Annotated in this window: 19 protein-coding genes and 1 other RNA gene; 13 read left to right on the top strand and 7 right to left on the bottom strand. The window is 57.1% G+C overall.

Annotation, left to right across the window (positions count from 1 at the left end; genetic code table 11):
- Positions 1-12 precede the first annotated feature (12 nt).
- The 4 genes from B3X29_RS14195 (at position 13) to amtB (ending at position 5,412) form a co-directional block, all read left to right on the top strand.
- Positions 13-1,785, top strand: a complete 1,773-nt coding sequence (locus tag B3X29_RS14195) for a SmdA family multidrug ABC transporter permease/ATP-binding protein (RefSeq protein WP_103178491.1) — start codon at positions 13-15, stop codon at positions 1,783-1,785.
- Positions 1,778-3,556 (top strand): SmdB family multidrug efflux ABC transporter permease/ATP-binding protein, encoded by a 1,779-nt coding sequence (locus B3X29_RS14200; protein ID WP_159339715.1) that lies wholly within the window; start codon positions 1,778-1,780, stop codon positions 3,554-3,556. The genes B3X29_RS14195 and B3X29_RS14200 overlap by 8 nt, the downstream gene beginning before the upstream one ends.
- A 197-nt stretch (positions 3,557-3,753) precedes the next feature.
- A complete protein-coding gene (gene glnK / locus B3X29_RS14205; RefSeq protein WP_103178493.1) occupies positions 3,754-4,092 on the top strand; it encodes a P-II family nitrogen regulator in 339 nt (112 codons plus the stop codon).
- Between the two features lie 33 nt (positions 4,093-4,125).
- A complete protein-coding gene (gene amtB / locus B3X29_RS14210; RefSeq protein WP_032616850.1) occupies positions 4,126-5,412 on the top strand; it encodes an ammonium transporter AmtB in 1,287 nt (428 codons plus the stop codon).
- A 96-nt stretch (positions 5,413-5,508) separates the two neighbouring features.
- On the opposite strand, the gene tesB is transcribed toward amtB, so the two are convergent.
- Positions 5,509-6,369 (bottom strand): acyl-CoA thioesterase II, encoded by an 861-nt coding sequence (gene tesB / locus B3X29_RS14215; RefSeq protein ID WP_103178494.1) that lies wholly within the window; start codon positions 6,367-6,369, stop codon positions 5,509-5,511.
- 208 nt (positions 6,370-6,577) lie between these two features.
- On the opposite strand from tesB, the gene B3X29_RS14220 reads away from it, so the two are divergent.
- Complete coding sequence (locus B3X29_RS14220; protein ID WP_159339716.1) at positions 6,578-7,147, top strand: YbaY family lipoprotein; 570 nt, start codon at positions 6,578-6,580, stop codon at positions 7,145-7,147.
- A gap of 33 nt (positions 7,148-7,180) precedes the next feature.
- Here B3X29_RS14220 and B3X29_RS14225 read toward each other — a convergent pair whose 3' ends face one another.
- On the bottom strand, positions 7,181-7,516 hold the full coding sequence (locus B3X29_RS14225) for an MGMT family protein (protein WP_168194659.1): 336 nt from the start codon (positions 7,514-7,516) through the stop codon (positions 7,181-7,183).
- Between the two features lie 154 nt (positions 7,517-7,670).
- Between B3X29_RS14225 and ffs the strand changes: the two genes are divergently transcribed.
- From ffs to B3X29_RS14240, 3 genes are all read left to right on the top strand, one after another.
- Positions 7,671-7,767, top strand: an RNA gene (gene ffs, locus B3X29_RS14230) — signal recognition particle sRNA small type.
- Between the two features lie 270 nt (positions 7,768-8,037).
- Positions 8,038-8,289 (top strand): hypothetical protein, encoded by a 252-nt coding sequence (locus B3X29_RS14235; protein ID WP_039032396.1) that lies wholly within the window; start codon positions 8,038-8,040, stop codon positions 8,287-8,289.
- Positions 8,286-8,504: a hypothetical protein gene (locus B3X29_RS14240; protein ID WP_032616855.1), complete on the top strand. Its 219-nt coding sequence runs from the start codon at positions 8,286-8,288 to the stop codon at positions 8,502-8,504. Before B3X29_RS14235 ends, B3X29_RS14240 begins: the two co-directional genes overlap by 4 nt.
- Positions 8,505-8,646: 142 nt before the next feature.
- Here B3X29_RS14240 and B3X29_RS14245 read toward each other — a convergent pair whose 3' ends face one another.
- Complete coding sequence (locus tag B3X29_RS14245; protein WP_159339717.1) at positions 8,647-10,068, bottom strand: PLP-dependent aminotransferase family protein; 1,422 nt, start codon at positions 10,066-10,068, stop codon at positions 8,647-8,649.
- An 84-nt stretch (positions 10,069-10,152) separates the two neighbouring features.
- Here B3X29_RS14245 and B3X29_RS14250 point away from each other — a divergent pair, with 84 nt between their 5' ends.
- The 4 genes from B3X29_RS14250 (at position 10,153) to B3X29_RS14265 (ending at position 15,515) form a co-directional block, all read left to right on the top strand.
- Positions 10,153-10,761: a YczE/YyaS/YitT family protein gene (locus B3X29_RS14250; RefSeq protein ID WP_156654004.1), complete on the top strand. Its 609-nt coding sequence runs from the start codon at positions 10,153-10,155 to the stop codon at positions 10,759-10,761.
- A gap of 76 nt (positions 10,762-10,837) precedes the next feature.
- Positions 10,838-11,911, top strand: a complete 1,074-nt coding sequence (locus B3X29_RS14255; protein WP_159339719.1) for a LacI family DNA-binding transcriptional regulator — start codon at positions 10,838-10,840, stop codon at positions 11,909-11,911.
- Between the two features lie 104 nt (positions 11,912-12,015).
- The gene (locus B3X29_RS14260) at positions 12,016-15,102 is read left to right on the top strand and encodes a beta-galactosidase (RefSeq protein WP_290556452.1); all 3,087 of its coding nucleotides are present in this window, start codon (positions 12,016-12,018) and stop codon (positions 15,100-15,102) included.
- Positions 15,103-15,161: 59 nt separating this feature from the next.
- Positions 15,162-15,515: a DUF1428 domain-containing protein gene (locus tag B3X29_RS14265; protein WP_103178500.1), complete on the top strand. Its 354-nt coding sequence runs from the start codon at positions 15,162-15,164 to the stop codon at positions 15,513-15,515.
- A gap of 32 nt (positions 15,516-15,547) precedes the next feature.
- Here B3X29_RS14265 and B3X29_RS14270 read toward each other — a convergent pair whose 3' ends face one another.
- Positions 15,548-17,116 carry an EAL domain-containing protein gene (locus tag B3X29_RS14270; protein ID WP_103178501.1) on the bottom strand — a complete coding sequence of 523 codons (1,569 nt, stop codon included), beginning with the start codon at positions 17,114-17,116 and terminating at the stop codon, positions 15,548-15,550.
- A gap of 257 nt (positions 17,117-17,373) precedes the next feature.
- Between B3X29_RS14270 and ykgO the strand changes: the two genes are divergently transcribed.
- Positions 17,374-17,514 (top strand): type B 50S ribosomal protein L36, encoded by a 141-nt coding sequence (ykgO, locus tag B3X29_RS14275; RefSeq protein WP_003859006.1) that lies wholly within the window; start codon positions 17,374-17,376, stop codon positions 17,512-17,514.
- A gap of 49 nt (positions 17,515-17,563) precedes the next feature.
- Here the strand turns inward: ykgO and B3X29_RS14280 are convergent, their stop codons facing one another.
- The 3 genes from B3X29_RS14280 to tomB form a co-directional block, all read right to left on the bottom strand.
- Positions 17,564-18,028 (bottom strand): YlaC family protein, encoded by a 465-nt coding sequence (locus tag B3X29_RS14280; RefSeq protein ID WP_103178502.1) that lies wholly within the window; start codon positions 18,026-18,028, stop codon positions 17,564-17,566.
- 263 nt (positions 18,029-18,291) lie between these two features.
- Positions 18,292-18,510, bottom strand: coding sequence for an HHA domain-containing protein (locus tag B3X29_RS14285; RefSeq protein ID WP_032616864.1), 219 nt, complete (start codon positions 18,508-18,510; stop codon positions 18,292-18,294).
- A gap of 8 nt (positions 18,511-18,518) precedes the next feature.
- On the bottom strand, positions 18,519-18,911 hold the full coding sequence (gene tomB, locus B3X29_RS14290) for an Hha toxicity modulator TomB (RefSeq protein WP_103178503.1): 393 nt from the start codon (positions 18,909-18,911) through the stop codon (positions 18,519-18,521).
- Positions 18,912-19,331: the final 420 nt, after the last annotated feature.

Below are 19,331 nucleotides of genomic sequence, written 5' to 3' on the forward strand. Positions count from 1 at the left end.
GGAAAAGACCGCGTGCGATTATTTGCTCAGTTAAGCTGGTACTTTCGCCGGGAGTGGCAACGCTACCTCGGTGCAGTCGCCCTGCTTATTATTATTGCCATTCTGCAGCTCATCCCACCAAAAGTGGTGGGCTACGTTGTGGATGGCGTTACGGAACAGCATTACACCACCGCACGGGTGATGATGTGGATCGGCATGCTGGTCCTGACGGCGGTGGTGGTCTACCTGCTGCGCTATGTCTGGCGCGTGCTGTTGTTCGGTGCGTCATACCAGCTTGCCGTCGAGCTGCGGGAAGATTTTTACCGCCAGCTCAGCCGCCAGCATCCGGAATTTTATCTGCGCCATCGCACCGGCGACCTGATTGCCCGCGCCACCAATGACGTGGATCGCGTAGTCTTTGCCGCCGGGGAAGGGGTATTAACCCTGGTGGACTCGCTGGTGATGGGCTGCGCGGTGCTGATCGTCATGTCGACCCAAATCAGCTGGCAGTTAACCCTGCTGGCGCTCCTGCCAATGCCTCTGATGGCCCTGGCGATCAAACGCTACGGCGATCAGCTTCACCAGCGCTTCAAGCTGGCGCAGGCGGCGTTCTCCACTCTTAACGACCGTACCCAGGAGAGCCTGACCAGTATCAGGATGATCAAAGCCTTTGGCCTGGAGGATCGTCAGTCGGCGCTGTTTGCCGCCGACGCGGCGGATACCGGGGCCAAAAACCTGCGCGTCGCCCGGATTGACGCCCGTTTTGATCCCACGATTTATATCGCCATCGGCACCGCTAACCTGCTGGCCATTGGCGGCGGAAGCTGGATGGTGATTAACGGCTCGCTGACGCTCGGACAGCTGACCAGCTTTGCCATGTATCTGGGGCTGATGATCTGGCCGATGCTGGCCCTGGCCTGGATGTTTAACATTGTCGAGCGCGGCAGCGCGGCCTACAGCCGGATCCGCGCCATGCTCGCCGAAGCGCCGGTGGTCAACGACGGTAGCGAGACGGTACCGAACGGACGCGGCGAGCTGAATGTCGCCGTCCGCGCCTTTAGCTATCCGCAGACGGAACAGGTCACGCTTGAAAACGTCCACTTTACGCTGCAACCGGGGCAGATGCTGGGCATCTGCGGCCCAACAGGCGCCGGCAAGAGCACCATTCTGTCTCTAATCCAGCGCCACTTCGATATCCCTCAGGGTGAGATCCGCTTCCACGATATTCCACTGCCGCAGCTGCGGCTGGATAGCTGGCGCAGCCGCCTTGCGGTGGTGAGCCAGACGCCGTTCCTCTTCTCCGATACCGTCGCGAATAATATTGCGCTGGGTTGTCCGCACGCCACACGCGAGGAGATCGAGCACGTTGCGCGTCTCGCCAGCGTCCATGACGATATCCTGCGCCTGCCCCAGGGCTATGAAACCGAAGTGGGCGAGCGCGGCGTGATGCTGTCGGGCGGGCAGAAGCAACGTATTTCCATCGCCCGTGCGCTGCTGCTGAATGCCGAAATCCTGATCCTCGACGATGCCCTTTCCGCCGTCGATGGCCGTACTGAACATCAGATCCTGCATAACCTACGACAGTGGGGGGAGGGGCGCACGGTGATCATCAGCGCCCATCGTCTCTCGGCCCTGACCGAGGCGAGCGAAATTCTGGTGATGCAGCACGGGCACATTGCCCAGCGCGGGCAGCATGAGCAGCTGGCGGAACAGCCGGGCTGGTATCGCGATATGTACCGTTATCAACAACTGGAAGCGGCGCTGGATGAGGTGCCGGAGACGGACGAGGAGGCCGCCGATGCGTAGTTTTTCCCAGCTGTGGCCTACCCTGAAGCGCCTGCTGGCCTATGGCTCGCCGTGGCGCAAACCGCTGTCGCTGGCGGTGGTATTGCTGTGGATTGCGGCGATAGCCGAAGTGACCGGCCCGCTGCTGATCAGCTATTTCATCGACAACATGGTGGCGAAAAACTATCTGCCGCTCGGTTTAGTCACCGGGCTGGCGGTGGCCTATGTCGGGCTACAGTTGCTGGCGGCGGGGCTGCACTACGCCCAGTCGCTGCTCTTTAACCAGGCCGCCGTGGGGGTGGTGCAGCAGTTGCGCACCGACGTGATGGACGCCGCGCTGCGCCAGCCGCTGAGCGCGTTCGATACCCAGCCTGTCGGGCAGATTATCTCCCGCGTGACTAACGATACGGAAGTGATCCGCGATCTCTATGTTACGGTGGTGGCGACGGTGCTGCGCAGCGCCGCGCTGGTCGGCGCTATGCTGGTGGCGATGTTCAGCCTGGAGTGGCGCATGGCGCTGGTGGCGATGGCGATTTTCCCGGCGGTGATGATTGTGATGATCATCTACCAGCGCTACAGCACACCGATTGTGCGCCGGGTGCGAACCTATCTGGCGGATATCAACGATGGCTTTAACGAGGTCATCAATGGCATGAGCGTGATTCAGCAGTTCCGTCAGCAGGCGCGCTTTGGCGAACGGATGGGCGAGGCCAGCCGCTCACACTACATGGCCCGCATGCAGACCCTGCGTCTGGACGGTTTCCTGCTGCGCCCGCTGTTAAGCCTCTTTTCGGCGCTGGTGCTGTGCGGGTTGCTGATGCAGTTTGGCTTTGCCGCCCGTGGCACCATTGAAGTGGGGGTGCTATATGCCTTTATCAGCTATCTGGGCCGTCTTAATGAGCCGCTGATTGAACTCACCACCCAGCAGTCGATGTTGCAGCAGGCGGTGGTCGCCGGTGAGCGCGTTTTTGAGCTGATGGATCGCCCGCGCCAGGCCTATGGGGATGACGAGCGCGAACTGCAAAGCGGCGAGATTGAATTTGATCAGGTCTCCTTTGCCTATCGCGACGATCGCCTGGTATTGCAGGATATCAACCTGACGGTACCGTCCCGAAGCTTTGTCGCGCTGGTGGGGCATACCGGCAGCGGTAAAAGTACCCTCGCCAGCCTGCTGATGGGCTACTACCCGCTCACCGAAGGTGAAATTCGTCTGGATGGGCGCCCGCTGTCGACCCTGAGCCACGCCGTGTTGCGTAAAGGGGTGGCGATGGTGCAGCAGGATCCGGTGGTTCTGGCCGACACCTTCTATGCCAACGTGACGCTGGGGCGGCCGTTTAGCGAAGAGCAGGTGTGGGACGTGCTGGAAAAGGTGCAGCTGGCGGATCTGGCCCGCGGCCTGCACGACGGTATCCATACCCGGCTGGGCGAGCAGGGTAACAATCTGTCAGTCGGGCAAAAGCAGCTATTAGCGCTGGCCCGGGTGTTGATCGATACGCCGCAGGTGCTCATCCTCGATGAAGCCACCGCCAGCATCGATTCCGGCACCGAGCAGGCGATCCAGCAGGCGCTGGCGGCGGTACGCGAACAGACCACCCTGGTCGTGATTGCTCACCGCCTGTCGACCATTGTTGAGGCAGATACCATTCTGGTGCTTCATCGCGGCCAGGCGGTTGAGCGCGGTACCCATAAGCAACTGCTTGAGGCGAAAGGGCGTTACTGGCAAATGTATCAACTGCAGCTCGCTGGCGAAGAGCTGGCCGCCAGCGCGCGGGAGGAGTCCCTCAGCGCCTGATGCACTAAAATTAAGCAACCTGCCAGCCGCTGAATCGGTTGGTGCAAAAATGAAACGCACCCTGCACTGTCATGGTGCGTTTTTTTTCGCCATCTTATCGCGATGCCTCGTATTCACGCCCTTTTCACTTTTGGCACACCCCTTGCAATACCACCTTCGTTAGCTCGCCAAAACCGAATTCTGACTGGAGGGGATATATGAAGCTGGTTACCGTGGTAATCAAACCATTCAAGCTCGAAGACGTGCGTGAAGCGCTCTCTTCAATGGGTATTCAGGGGCTGACCGTCACCGAGGTGAAAGGCTTTGGTCGACAGAAGGGGCATGCAGAGCTCTACCGTGGCGCGGAATATAGCGTCAACTTTCTGCCAAAGGTGAAGATTGACGTGGCGATCGCCGACGATCAGCTGGAAGAAGTCATCGACGTGATTAGCAAAGCAGCCTACACCGGCAAAATTGGCGACGGCAAAATTTTCGTTGCTGAGCTGCAACGCGTTATTCGCATTCGTACAGGCGAAGCCGACGAAGCGGCACTGTAAAACAGCAGGCACACAGTGATAGGGATCGAGAAAATGAACACAACAACACTTAAAGCAGGTCTGGGGTCTCTGGCGCTGTTGCCGGGGCTGGCAATGGCTGCACCCGCGGTAGCAGACAAAGCCGATAACGCCTTTATGATGATTTGCACCGCGCTGGTGCTGTTTATGACCATTCCGGGGATCGCGCTCTTCTACGGCGGCCTGATCCGCGGCAAAAACGTCCTCTCCATGCTCACCCAGGTGACGGTGACCTTCGCGCTGGTTTGTGTGCTGTGGGTGGTTTACGGCTACTCGCTGGCCTTCGGGGAGGGCAACGCCTTCTTCGGCAGCTTTAACTGGGCGATGCTGAAAAATATCGAGCTAACCGCGGTAATGGGCAGCTTCTATCAGTACATCCACGTGGCGTTCCAGGGCTCGTTCGCCTGTATCACCGTCGGGCTGATTGTTGGGGCGCTGGCGGAACGTATCCGCTTCTCCGCCGTGCTGATCTTCGTGGTGGTGTGGCTCACGCTCTCCTACGTGCCGGTGGCGCATATGGTGTGGGGCGGCGGCCTGCTGGCCTCTCATGGCGCGCTGGACTTTGCGGGCGGTACCGTTGTGCATATCAACGCCGCGGTAGCGGGGCTGGTGGGAGCATACCTGATCGGCAAACGCGTCGGTTTTGGCAAAGAGGCCTTCAAACCGCACAACCTGCCGATGGTCTTTACCGGCACGGCTATCCTCTACTTCGGCTGGTTTGGCTTTAACGCTGGCTCAGCAAGCGCAGCAAACGAAATCGCGGCGCTGGCCTTCGTGAATACCGTTGTGGCGACAGCGGGCGCAATCCTCTCCTGGATCTTTGGCGAGTGGGCGGTACGCGGCAAGCCTTCGCTGCTGGGTGCCTGTTCCGGTGCCATTGCCGGTCTGGTAGGCATCACCCCGGCCTGTGGCTTCGTCGGTGTCGGTGGCGCGCTGATCATTGGTATCGTGGCAGGTCTGGCCGGTCTGTGGGGCGTAACGGCGCTGAAACGTGTTCTGCGTGTGGACGACCCGTGTGATGTCTTTGGTGTGCACGGCGTGTGCGGCATCATCGGCTGTATCATGACCGGTTTCTTCGCCTCAACGTCCCTTGGCGGCGTGGGTTATGCGGAAGGCGTGACCATGGGTCACCAGGTTCTGGTTCAGCTGGAAAGTATCGCCATTACGGTGGTCTGGTCGGGTGTGGTGGCCTTTATCGGCTACAAGCTGGCAGACATGACGGTGGGGCTGCGCGTACCGGAAGAGCAGGAGCGCGAAGGTCTGGACGTCAACAGCCACGGCGAGAACGCATACAACGCGTAAAGTTAAAGTATTGCCCGGTGGCGCTACGCTTACCGGGCCTACGGATTGTGCTTTTGTAGGCCGGGTAAGGCAAAGACGCCGCCCGGCTTTTTCATATCATCCGCGGTTACGCATCACCCCTTCCTGCACGGTGGAGGCCACCAGCACGCCATCCTGGGTATAAAACTCACCACGAACAAAGCCGCGAGCGCTGGATGCCGAGGTACTCTCCACGCTGTACAGCAGCCACTCATTCATATTAAACGGACGGTGGAACCACATCGAATGGTCGATGGTGGCAACCTGCATCCCTTTCTCAAGGAAGCCCACACCATGTGGCTGCAGGGCAACCGGCAGGAAGTTGAAGTCGGAGGCATAACCCAGCAGATATTGATGCACGCGGAAATCTTCCGGCATCGCGCCGTTCGCGCGGATCCAGACCTGACGAGCCGGCTCCGCAATATGGCCCTTCATTGGGTTGTGGAACTCAACCGGGCGGATCTCCAGTGGTTTATCGCAAAGAAACTTCTCTTTAACCTGCGGAGGCAGCAGATGCGCCAGCGCACGGGCAATGTCCGTCTCGGAACGCAACGCGTCGGGTGCGGGGGCAGGGGGCATCGCTTTCTGATGCTCATAGCCCGGCTCCGGCGCCTGGAATGAGGCGGTCATGTAAAAGATTGGCTTGCCGTTTTGCACCGCCGCCACGCGGCGGGCGCTGAAACTGGTGCCGTCGCGCAGGACTTCAACGTCATACACGATGGGCTTCTGGCTGTCGCCAGGGCGCAGAAAATAGCTATGAAAGGAGTGCACAAAGCGCTCCTGGGGTACGGTCTCTTTTGCAGCGTAGAGGGCTTGTCCCACAACCTGGCCGCCGAAAACCTGGCGTAATCCCAGATCTTCGCTTTGTCCCCGAAAGAGTCCTTCTTCAATTTTTTCCAGGTTTAATAATGTCAGCAGATTGCTTAATGCTTGACTCATAGTCGTCCTCAATTAATACGCCGTGGCGAAAGATACGCAGAGTATAACGCAGAAATGCAAGTGGTCCGATGGGTGCAATAATCTGAATAACAGGGGGATTCCAGGCATAAATAATTGATCTGTGCCACACTTAGTCTCGTTATCTTTATGTTAACCACTCATCTGGCGGTATCGATCCCGCTGGTGCATTGATGATAAGGAGAACTCAATGAAACTCGTGCACATGTTAAGTGGTTTAGCGGTAGCGATTGCTCTCTCTGCCTGCGCGGATAAAAGCGCAGACATTCAGACGCCGGCGCCGAACCCTAACACTGCTGGCGTAGCGACGCAGCCGACCATTCAGCAGCCAAATGTCTCAGGTACAATCTGGATCCGCCAGAAGGTGGCTTTACCGCCGGATGCAGTGTTAACCGTTACTCTGTCTGATGCCTCGCTGGCGGATTCGCCATCGAAGGTTCTGGCGCAGCGGGCGACGCGTACCGAGGGTAAACAGGCGCCATTTAAATTTGAACTGCCGTTTAACCCGGCGGATGTTCAGCCTAACGCCCGCATCCTGCTGAGCGCAGCCATTACCATTGACGATAAGGTTGTCCTGATGACCGATATCGTTAAACCGGTGATCAATCAGGGCGGTACCAAAGCCGATCTGGTGCTGGTGCCGGTACAGCAGACCTCGCTGCCGCTGCAGCCTGGCGGCGGTGCGCCGACAACTGTGCCGTCAACGTCACCAACCCAGGTTAGCCCATCTACGGCTACGCCGGCGCCAACCCAGCTTTAATGCTTCATGCCCCTCTCGTCTGAGAGGGGCTATTCAATACCGCCAGCGATAACGCTGCATATCAATTTGCCCACTTCCCGACACCTGCACACCTTCGCTGAGTAAGGCCTGACGCTGGCGCTGTAAATCTGGCCCGGTTAAGGAGATTGCTCCGTGGCGGTTGACCACCCGATGCCAGGGCAGGGTGCTACCTTCAGGCAGCCTTCTCAGCACACCGCCTACCTGTCGCGCTGCACGGGGAGAACCCGCCAGCTGCGCCACCTCGCCATAGGTGGTGACCGTGCCTTCGGGAATCGAGGCCACTATCTGCCATACCCGCTGGGGAAAAGAGTCGTGCTCGTCCATTTTGTGCTCCTGTGTTAAGGGCATGATAAAGATTTACGGACAAGACAGGAAGAAAGTGCCCACTCTGTAAACGCTTTGCGCAATAAAACATCACCCGGACGCGGTTAACTTGCAATTGCTATCCCGTACAGTGATAATGCGCCAGCGCGTTGGTTAACAACGCTCTCAATGGGGGCTCTGTTGGTTCTCCCGCAACGCTACTCTGTTCACCAGGTCAGGTCCGGAAGGAAGCAGCCAGGGCAGACGACGTGTGTGCCGGGATGTAGCTGGCAGGGCCCCCACCCATTTCTGCTCTTCTCAGCATCGCTTCATATCCATTATCGCCATTATCCCCAACAATAGTGCGCGTATTATATATTTTTAAACCGACCTGTATATTTCGCAAATTGTCATCATACTGAAACATGGTTGTCATTATTCTGTCATAAATTTTCTGCAGGGTAAGTGTGACATTTTTATGATGTATAAGCAGAGAATATATATCTGGATAATAATGTTAACTTCGTGTATTAATTTAAGAAAAAATAGCCAGGGATGTAAAAACGATGACGACTGCAGTCCTGAATGTAAAAATTGACGAAGCGCTGAAAGAGAAACTTCGTCATTATGCCGAAGTGAATAATGAGAATCTCAGCGTTACCACTGAGAAGCTGCTGCAGATGGCATTTGCTGTAGCAGATGAGGCGGGAGTGACGGAGGAGGATATCGACAATCAGCATACGGAAGAAGAGAGTGTAGCTCCATTTACTCCTAAAGAAATCAAGGCACTAAGAAAAATTCTGAAGAAGAAAAAATGAAACAACATCAACAATCCACCGCCAGCAGCTACTCCGAAGCCTGCACGCTTCTGCGCTCTGGCTATGTCAAACATGTCCGCCTGGGCTGGGACGTTGGCAGTGATGAGTTCTTTCGAATTGCGTCTGACTGGTGTGATACCGGCGCAAAAATAAAGAAAGAAGGCGATAGTTTTGTTATTTCCCTGAAAGGTTTTCCTATTCCTGCTCAGCACTGACCTCCCATGCTGAAAATGTCTGACTGTAACAATTACAGTCAGACATTTTTAAATTGCCCGTTATGCGCGATTATTTGTGCGCCCGCTCACTTTTTTCCCGTAATTAATATCAACGTTGCAGTCGCCCACGGCGAAAAGGCGATTACACCAGGGTACGTTTTACGTTTTGCCCACCGTTAATCAGCGCCAGCCACAGCGGCTTGATCCGCACCAGGGCGTTTTCCAGCGCCATTGGCTCCAGAGAGAAGGGCATGCGCAGGTAGCGGTCAAACGCCCCGGAAAGCCCGAACCGCGTCCCGGCCCCCAGATGAATACCCGCCGCTTCGGCGCGGGTGGCGAGCTGAGTGGCCAACATATCCGGCAGTTCCACCCAGTAGGATAAGCCCCCTTCCGGCACCTGGAAACGCCAGTCGGGAAAATGTTCCCGCAGTAGCGCGGCGCAGCCATCTCGCCGCTCACGCAGCATCTGCCGTCGGGCAGGTAAAAAGGTTTCGCCCTGCTCAATCAACCACAGGGTCGCCAGCTGTTCCAGCAGCGGCGAGCCGAGATCGAGCGTATCGCGCGTTTGCGCCAGCGTGGCGATGGTGCGCGCCGGGGCGCGAACCCAGCCCAGACGCAGGCCGCCCCAGAAACTTTTTCCCGCCGAGCCGAGGGTAATGACATTGCCGTTCGGGCAGAAGGCAGCCAGCGGCGCTGGGGGAGGTGCATCGAACCAGAGATCCACCATGGTTTCATCGACGACCAGCAGAGTGCGGGCCCGGGCAGCCACGGCGGCGATAGCTTGCCGGCTCGTCGCATCCATGCAGCGGCCCGTGGGATTGTGGAAATCCGGCATCAGATAAGCCAGGCGCGGCGCGGTCTGGGCGAGGGTGGCGGCAAATCCGTCAATATCCCAGCCGGTCTGCGGCAGCGAGACACCTACCGGTCGGCAGGAGGCGCCCTGGATGGCGGCAATAGCCAGCGGGTAAGTGGGGTGATCCACCACTACCCGATCGCCTGGCCCGGTGAACATGCGCAGTACCAGCGCCAGCCCGCTGACGGCACCGTTAACCACCATCACCTCTTCTGCCCGGGTCGGCAGGCCGCGCGCCGTATAGCGTGCGGCAATGGCTTCGCGCAGGGCCAGCAGTCCCAGTTGGTCATAGCCGGTTTGCGTCAGATGCGGCGTCATGGCGGTCAGGGCATGGGTATAGGCCTGATGGATCTCCGGCCCGGCTCCCAGCGCGGCGGTAGAGAGATCCAGCGCCGCACTGGCGTTGGCGCGGGTAGGGGGCGTGCGGCTGTTGGGCAGGATCACCCGCGAGCCGCTACCGTGTCGGCTTTCGAGGTAGCCCTCATCCCGCAGATGGGCAAGGGCGCTGCTGACGGTGGTCCGGCTGACTTCCAGCGTTAAAGCCAGCTCCCGCTCTCCCGGCAGGCGTGTATCCAGCGCCAGCCTGCCGTCCAGGATCAGCAGGCGCAGGGCATCGGCCAGCTGTCGCCACAGCGGGGTACGGGAGGGGCTCTCCTGCCAGTGACCCAGCAGACGCACTAATGACTGACTTCCAAATCGACGTGATGACACAGGCAGTCCACTTTTTGAAAACTGGTCATTAATCATAGGGCCATTTCAGGCAATGATAAAAGCAGAAACCATCGGAGAGCGATCATGTTACGTCGATTACTTCAGCTTTACGTCGGATTAAGCCTCTATGGCCTGTCAACGGCGATGTTTGTGCGCGCGGATCTGGGGGCCGATCCGTGGAATGTCTTCCACCTGGGGGTGGCAAAACTGCTGGGAATGGATATTGGCACCGTTATCATTCTGACCGGTGTGCTGGTGCTGCTGCTGTGGATCCCACTGCGCCAGCGCCTGGGGCTCGGCACCATCAGCAACGTGATTGCCATCGGTCTGGCGGCCGATGTCGCGCTGGCGTTTATTCCGGCTATCGATTCGCTGATGGCCCGCTGCGTATTGCTGGTCAGCGCGGTTATCGTAAATGCGCTGGCGACCGGCATGTACATCGGGGCCGGATTTGGCGCCGGGCCGCGCGATGGCCTGATGACTGGTATCAACGCCCGCACCGGCTGGTCGGTTCGCAGCGTGCGCACGGCGATTGAGATTTCAGTTTTGCTGACTGGCTGCCTGCTGGGGGGCACTTTTGGTGTCGGTACCGTGCTCTATGCGTTAAGCATCGGCCCGCTGATCCAGATCTGTCTGCCATGGTTTCGTCAGAGACCGCGCCCGCTAGTCCCGCAGCCTGAGCGCGTTGTCTGATTTTGCGAAGCGCTCACATGCTTTACGCCAGGCGTTATGACAGAATAGGTACCTCTGTCACTGCAACGCGAAGCGCATGAAAGCCATAACGCTCTATGATGTTGCCCGCCTCGCGGGCGTCTCTTATCAAACCGTCTCACGGGTCATTAATGATGCGGCCCACGTCTCGGCCCGGACCCGGGAGAAAGTGCTGCAGGCGATGGCCGAGCTGCACTATGTTCCCAATCGCGGTGCCCAGCAGCTGGCCGGTAAACGCACCCGCACCCTGGGGTTGATTACTACAGATCTGGCCCTGCATGCCCCCTCGCAGATTGCCTCAGCGGTGAAGACCCGCGCAGGCGAGCGCGGGGCGAGCGTGCTGATCTCGATGGTGGAAAATCCCCAGCAATGCATGGCGGCGCTGCAGGAGCTGCTGGCCCAGCGCGTGGAAGGGCTGCTGGTTAACGTGCCGCTCGAAGAGGCCCAGGCAGAAAGCCTGCAGGCGCAGGCCCTTCCGGTGCCGGTACTGTTTCTTGATGTCTCCCCTGACGCCCGGGTACACAGCCTGGTGTTTGATGCCGGACAGGGGGCCACTCTGGGGGCGCAACATCTGCTGGCGCTGGGCCATCAGCGGATCGCCCTGCTTGGCGGGCCACAAAGTTCCGTCTCTGCCCGGGCGCGTCTTGCCGGCTGGTTGTCTGCCTTAGGCGATGCGGGCCTGGAACCGTGTGCGGTTGCGGAGGGGGACTGGAGCGCGGCTTCAGGTTATGAAAAAGGCCATCAGCTGCTGGCGGGGGCGACCCTCCCGCAGGGGATCCTGGTGGCGAACGATCAGATGGCCCTTGGCGTGATGCGCGCCTGTGCCGAAAAGGGTATTGCTGTGCCGGGCCAGATCTCGGTGGTCGGTTTTGACGATACCACCGACAGCGCGTGGTTTACCCCGCCGCTGACCACGGTTCGTCAGGCGTTCCGTGAGGCGGGACTGCGCAGCGTGGAGTGGTTACTGGCGCAGCAGGGGACGAGTGAAGCAGCCCCGGCACAAACCCGGCTGCCGGTGACGCTTGTCGAGCGCCACTCCACCGCCCGGGAAGGGATCCCGCAGGGAAGTGAAGATCTGGCCCGTCAGCTTAAATCGCTGGCGCTGCTGGCCGAACAGCTGGCGCGTCGTTAACGCTTTTGTGATCGCCATCGCTTCATGACGCTCTCCCCCTTTACCCTGGCAACCTGACAGGGCATTGTAGCCATAAATTGTGAGCGCTTCGCAAAGAGGTAACTATGTCCCATCCTGCTTCGCTGACCCTCAGCACACTTCTTGCCCGTCGTGACTGGGAGAATCCCGGCGTCACCCAATGGAACCGACTTCCTGCCCACGTCCCGCTAAGCGGCTGGCGTGATGAGCACGCCGCGCGGGATGAGGAGCCAACCCCGGCCATCCGCTCGCTGAACGGTGACTGGCAGTTCAGCTTCTTTCCTGCACCCGAGCAGGTTCCCGACAGCTGGACGCAGGAGGATTGCGCGGATGCGGTGGTGATGCCCGTTCCCTCCAACTGGCAGATGCAGGGCTTTGATACGCCGATCTACACCAACGTCACCTATCCTATTGCGGTGGATCCGCCCTTTGTCCCGGCTGAGAACCCGACCGGTTGTTACTCGCTCACATTCGAGATGGACGCCAGCTGGCTGGAAAGCGGTCAGACGCGACTGGTCTTTGACGGCGTCAATTCCGCCTTTCACCTCTGGTGCAACGGGCAGTGGGTGGGCTACTCCCAGGATAGCCGTCTGCCTGCGGAGTTTGACGTGTCTGCGTTCCTGCGGGCAGGCAGCAACCGGCTGGCGGTAATGGTGCTGCGCTGGTGTGACGGCAGCTATCTTGAAGACCAGGATATGTGGCGGATGAGCGGTATCTTCCGCGACGTGACCCTGCTGCATAAGCCAGATACCCATATCGCCGACTATCACGTTGTGACGGAGCTGAACGCCGATTATGACCGCGCACAGCTTCAGCTGGGGCTGACCCTTGGCGGGAACAACTACGCAGGCTGTGAGGTGAGCGTAAACCTGTGGCGGGACGGAGAGCGTATCGCCAGCGCCATCGGCACACCGGGCTCTGCGGTTGTCGATGAGCGCGGAAGCTGGCAGGAGAGGGTAAATGTTGCACTGAAGGTGGAACACCCGGCGCTGTGGAGTGCGGAAATCCCCGCCCTTTACCGGCTGACTCTGGTGTTGCATGACGCGCAGGGCCAGATCCTGGACGTAGAAGCCTGCGATGTGGGATTCCGTCGTGTCGAGATCGCAAACGGGCTGTTGAAGCTCAACGGCAAGCCGCTGCTGATCCGTGGCGTAAACCGTCACGAGCATCACCCTGAGCGCGGACAGGTGATGGACGAAGCCACCATGCGCCGCGACATTGAGCTGATGAAGCAGCACAACTTTAACGCCGTGCGCTGCTCGCATTACCCTAACCACCCGCTCTGGTATCGCCTGTGCGATCGCTATGGGCTCTATGTGGTGGATGAGGCCAACATCGAAACTCACGGCATGGTGCCGATGAGCCGCCTGGCTGACGATCCGCGCTGGCTACCCGCCATGAGCGAACGCGTCACCCGCATGGTGCAGCGCGATCGTAACCACCCGTCGATCATCATCTGGTCTCTGGGCAACGAGTCTGGTCATGGCGCCAACCATGACGCCCTTTACCGCTGGGTGAAAACGACCGATCCTGGCCGTCCGGTGCAGTATGAGGGCGGTGGGGCGAATACGGCGGCGACCGACATCGTCTGTCCGATGTATGCCCGCGTCGATCAGGACCAACCCTTCCCGGCAGTACCGAAATGGTCCCTTAAAAAGTGGATCGGTATGCCGGATGAGACGCGTCCGCTGATCCTCTGCGAATACGCGCACGCGATGGGCAACAGCTTTGGCGGGTTCGCTAAATACTGGGAAGCCTTCCGCAAACATCCTCGTCTGCAGGGCGGTTTCGTCTGGGACTGGGTCGACCAGGCGCTGACGAAGCATGACGAACAGGGCAATCCTTTCTGGGCCTACGGTGGCGATTTTGGTGATAAACCGAATGACAGACAGTTTTGTCTGAACGGGCTGGTCTTCCCCGATCGCACGCCGCATCCGGCCCTCTATGAGGCCCAGCGCGCGCAGCAGTTCTTCACCTTTACCCTGCAAAGCCACTCCCCGCTGGTGGTGGAGGTGCAGAGCGATTATCTCTTCCGCACCACGGACAACGAGCAGTTACGCTGGTCGGTAATGCGGAATGGCGAGGTGCTGGCCACCGACGTTGTGGCGCTGGACATTCCGCCACAAGGGACGCAACGGCTGGAGCTCGCTCTGCCGCAGTGGGCATCTGCACCGGGTGAACTGTGGCTGAACGTTGAGGTTATTCAGCCTGCCGCCACGCCGTGGTCCGCTGAAAACCACCTTTGCGCCTGGGAACAATGGCCCTTGCCAGCGCCGTTATGCATCGCGACACCGAAGGCTGCCGGAGCCATTCCACAGCTGATCCATGAGGATGACGCGCTGGTCATAACCCATCAGCAGCAGCGCTGGCAGTTTGATCGCACCAGCGGCAATCTGACGCAATGGTGGCGCGACGGCGTGCCGACATTGCTTTCGCCGCTGACCGATAACTTTACCCGCGCCCCACTGGATAACGATATCGGCGTCAGCGAAGCGACCCGCATCGATCCGAATGCCTGGGTGGAACGCTGGAAGGCGGCAGGGATGTACAGCCTGACGCCGCGTTTGCTGCTGTGCGAGGGAGAGCAGCTGGCGCAGGGGGTAACGATCGCCACGCTCCAGGCCTGGGAGCACAACAATCAGGTGCTGTTCCTGAGCCGTAAATGCTGGCGCATCGATAGCCAGGGCGTGCTGCACGGCGACGTTGAGGTGCAGGTGGCGAGTGATATGCCAGAGCCCGCCCGAATCGGGCTGAGCTGTCAGCTGGCGCAGACGCCGCAGACCGTAAGCTGGCAGGGGCTCGGGCCGCATGAGAACTACCCGGATCGCAAGCTCGCTGCCCGTCAGGGACGCTGGGAACTGCCGCTTGCTGAGCTGCACACTCCCTACATTTTCCCGACCGACAACGGCCTGCGCTGCGATACGCGTCAACTGAATGTAGGGCAGCATCAGCTGGAGGGTGATTTTCACTTCTCGGTAAGCCGCTACAGCCAGACGCAGCTGCGCGAGACCTCGCATCACCATCTGTTACGTGAGGAGCCCGGCTGCTGGCTGAACCTTGACGCGTTCCATATGGGCGTTGGGGGCGATGATTCCTGGAGCCCAAGCGTCTCTCCGGAGTTTATCCTGCAGGTGAAAAAGGTGCGTTACGCCTTTAGCTGGCAACAGAACTAAACTTAATCGCTGATGCGGCCACACCGCGTGGCCGCACGTTCACTTCGGAGGTTTATCTGATGAAGTATGTCGACGGTTTTGTGGTTGCCGTGCCCGCAGATAATAAGGAGGCTTATCGCGAGCTGGCGGCGAAAGCCGCGCCGCTGTTTAAAGAGTTTGGCGCGCTGCGTATTGTTGAGTGTTGGGCAGATGACGTACCCGACGGCAAATTAACGGACTTTCGCATGGCGGTGAAGGCGGAAGAGAACGAAGAGGTGGTTTTCAGCTGGATCGAATATCCTTCAAAGGCGGTTCGCGACGAGGCGAATCAGAAGATGATGAACGATCCCAGAATGAAAGCGTTTGGCGAAGCCATGCCTTTTGATGGTAAGCGCATGATTTATGGCGGCTTCTCGCCGCTTCTGGACGAATAAGCGTGACGCCCGGCGGCGCTTCCCGCCGGGCGTTAAGCGTGGCTCTCGGGATCGAGATTCGTTTCCGCCCACTGGATAAACGCCTCTTTCGGCAGCGCCTTGCTGTAAAACCAGCCCTGGCCGTACTGCACACCGTGGCGACGAAGCCATGCCAGCTGGCCTTCGGTTTCAATACCTTCTGCTACCATGTCCAGATCGAGCGACCTGGCCATCTCTATGATGTGCGAGGTGACATTTTTATATTCCAGCGCATCCACAAACGATTTATCAATTTTCAGCGTATCGACATCCAGATCCTGAAGGTAGCTGAGGCTGGAGTAACCCGTTCCGAAATCATCAATATAGACAGAGTGCCCGGCACGTCGGAATGCGGCAATGGCCGGGGCGCTGACCGCAGGATCGGCGAACCCGCGCTCGGTGAGCTCCAGTGCAATCTGCGAAGGGTGCAGTTGCCACTGATTCAGCAGGCGGCTCAGCAGCGGAAGCACGGTGCCCGAGATCAAATCCGCCGGCGCCAGGTTTATCGAGATATGGTGGCCCGGATGCTGGCGTAACCATTCGCCCATCTCCTCAAACACTTTTTCGATGATAAGTGTCGTCAGCGGGTTGGTCAGGCCCGTCTGTTCCGCCAGGGAGACAAAAATATCGGGTGACAGATAGCTGCCGTCCGGCTGCGGCCAGCGTGCGAGGGCTTCCGCACCGGTGAGTCTGCCGCTGTTCAGATTCACAATCGGCTGGAAATGAACCTGGAATTCCCTGGCATTAATCGCATCCATTAAACGATACCGGGGCGATTGCAAACGGCGTAACACGCGCAATATAAACCAGGCTGTCAGCAGACTGATCAGGACACCAAAAGGCAGCCAGAAAATAAGCTGGTGGTGCCAGCTCTTTTGCAAAGGGGTCAGAGAGGACCACGCCACAATAGTGAAGCCCAGGTCAGATACATCGTGCCGGTTGTACATCACGCCGTTATGCTGAAAATTCGCGCGGCCATTGCGCTGCATTTCCTGAAAGACCTGCATATCCAGCTTGTTGCTGCTGGCAAAAACGATATTGCGGCGAAGCCCCACCAGGGCGACATCGATCGGCCATGAGCCAAAGGGGATCACATCGATCAGCGAGGCCGGATCGATCATGACAATGTAGTGCTCTGTACCAATCGCGGCCATATAGCGGTCGAGGCCCAGATCGTTATGCGAGGTGACCCAGGCCCGGTAGCCATCGGAGGTGATGCGCATTGCTGGCGGAAACGGGGCGGCATGGCTCACTTGTTCCAGCGAGGAGCAGCGCGGTTTCAGATCCTCAACGTAAAGAACTTCCTGAATGTAGCGCCAGGAAAAGGAGGCGCGGCGCATCGCCATCGCATGTTCGTAACTGCATGGGGTTCCATTAAAAGCGTGCATCTCCTTCAGGGCGGATTCCGCCTGGCTAATGACTCTGTCGGTACGTATCTGTACGCGCGAAGAGTAGCTGTTCAGATCATCGACAAACTTATCTTCTGCATTGCGGTGCGCCAGCCAGACACTCAGGCAGACAGGAACAAGGACAGCAATGATGAGTACACAGGTAACCACACTGACCAGGTGTCGGGTTGTCATGCTCCTGTTTCCTTTTATAACGCCGTTGTTGGGCGCCCAAGCCGATGACATTAAAACGAAAACGCCGTTGACATGTAGTGTTATAGCACGCAGTTGATAGTGAGTTCATTTAGCAATTGAGACACTGAATTAAATACCATTTTAAGTGACTTTTTCACAGAGCGAAAACCTGACGAACGCTACAGGCGCAGGTTGTTTTTGCCTCGCTACTCAGATATGCTAATTGTTATGTTATAACAAATCATAATGAGGTAGGTATGCAGGTTCTGAATTCATTGCGCAGCGCAAAACAACGCCATCCAGATTGTCAGATTGTGAAGCGTAAAGGGCGGTTATACGTGATTTGTAAATCCAATCCGCGCTTTAAGGCGGTGCAGGGGCGTAAGAAGAGACGTTAAGCGGGATAAAGATGCCTGCCGCCGATATTGGCGGCAGGCCAGGAGAGGTTCAGGCGGCCACGCGGGAGAGGGTGAAAACATCGTAGAAAGAGAGCTCGCCTTTCGTGGCGATCATCTTCTGCAGTTTCTCTTTTTGCTGGGACTCGACGTTAGGGGAATGCAGAATGTTTTCGATCAGCTGAGGAGGCACAAAGCGCGTGTTGTACCACTCACCGTTGTAGCAGACCCGGAAATCAAGCACATCAATATCTTCATAGCGATAACGCGGATTGACGTCAAAGAAGAAGAAGGCGTTAAAGACGATGAACAGGACAACCAGCAACCAGACGGAACCAATCAGCGTTTCGGATTGCAGCATCACTACCAGCGTAGCAAGCCACGCCGCATACATGGCGACAAACAGACCAGGATGTTTGCGAATAAAGCTGATGCTGAAGCGCGGCTTGTTGTCACGCTTTTCGCGAACATTGAGATCATCAATGGTTTCGGTAAGCAGGCGTTGTATCTCGGTCATCTTCTGCCCTTTCTGAATTCGACTCAATACGAAGGATCCGTATATTTTAAGTGACCACAATGTGTGTGGACAGTAACAGTTATGCTAAGAAACATCATAACAGTTACCAGAAAAGGGCGGGTGGGATGAGATGGCTGGCTGTTCAGTACAACGCAATCTTTCCCCTGGCGATAGCGCTAGCCCAGCAATGGAGAACTGCCTGTCACGCAAAGGATGAAACATCTGAACGTAGAATCTTTATCTCTGAGAGTAGTTAGACATAATCAGCGTACAAACTTCCATACAGCGGTCGGGATTTTATCGTACAGCTTATTCATCGTAAGTTCAGCCAGACGATGATCGGCTGCTGAATAGAATACCGCAAGCTCATTATCAGAAAGCTCGTATTTATTTTTTTCAATGACGCGTTCCAGGGTGTCAATGGACTGACAGCGTCGTAAACGCATCAAATAATCAGTCTTGGTTAATGGTTTATCAGACATAAATTCACCTAATTGTTTGTAATAATTTTAATCGGAGAAGCTAACGGGTTAGCTCTGCTTGCATTGACAAAACAACGAAAAAGCCGATTGCCCGATTTACGCCATTTTTGTAAATCCTGTGCGTTAATGCCGTAGCTGCTGAATAACATAAAAGTGTCATCCAGGTATTCGTCAATTTGCTCAATCAACTTATTATCTTCGTTATACTTAATTTTATAATTAAGCGCGAAGGTAGCAATATGTTCAATCAACTCGTTTAACTGCAAGTTAATGGCAGAAGTCGGGTCATTTACCCAGCCATGATTGCTTTCATCGAGATTGGTCAGGCAGTCATGGTACAGGGATTCACAAAGAAATTTCAACTGTGCAATATCTTGCCTTTTAGGCGAGTATTCGTCCATAGCGTATCCCCTTTTTGAGTGATTTTTTACTCACCGAACATCGTTGTCGGGAAGGGTACAACTGACTCAGCGTCAATGACTACTGTTATGCCTCTTGCTTTAACTATAATCTACTCTAATCAGGATTTCACCGCGCTATTACGAAAAATTACAATTACGCAGCATTTTACCGTCTCTGGCGGCCACTATGTTATATATTGTTTTATCCTGATACAGCTCTTTACTTATCACCCTGTGTGATTTCTTAACCAGTCTAAAAATCATTGGTAAGCGCGGGTGAAATCAAAAAACACCAGGAATACTCTTAATACCTAAGACGTGACGCAAAAATTTGGGAATTTCTGTAATAGAACCAGGTTAAATAGGATAAGCCGTTTAAGGGTGACATTAAATATATAAACCCTCAATAAGCTAATTTTA

This window comes from Leclercia sp. UBA5076 (assembly GCF_002416465.1).
Lineage (GTDB): Bacteria > Pseudomonadota > Gammaproteobacteria > Enterobacterales > Enterobacteriaceae > Enterobacter.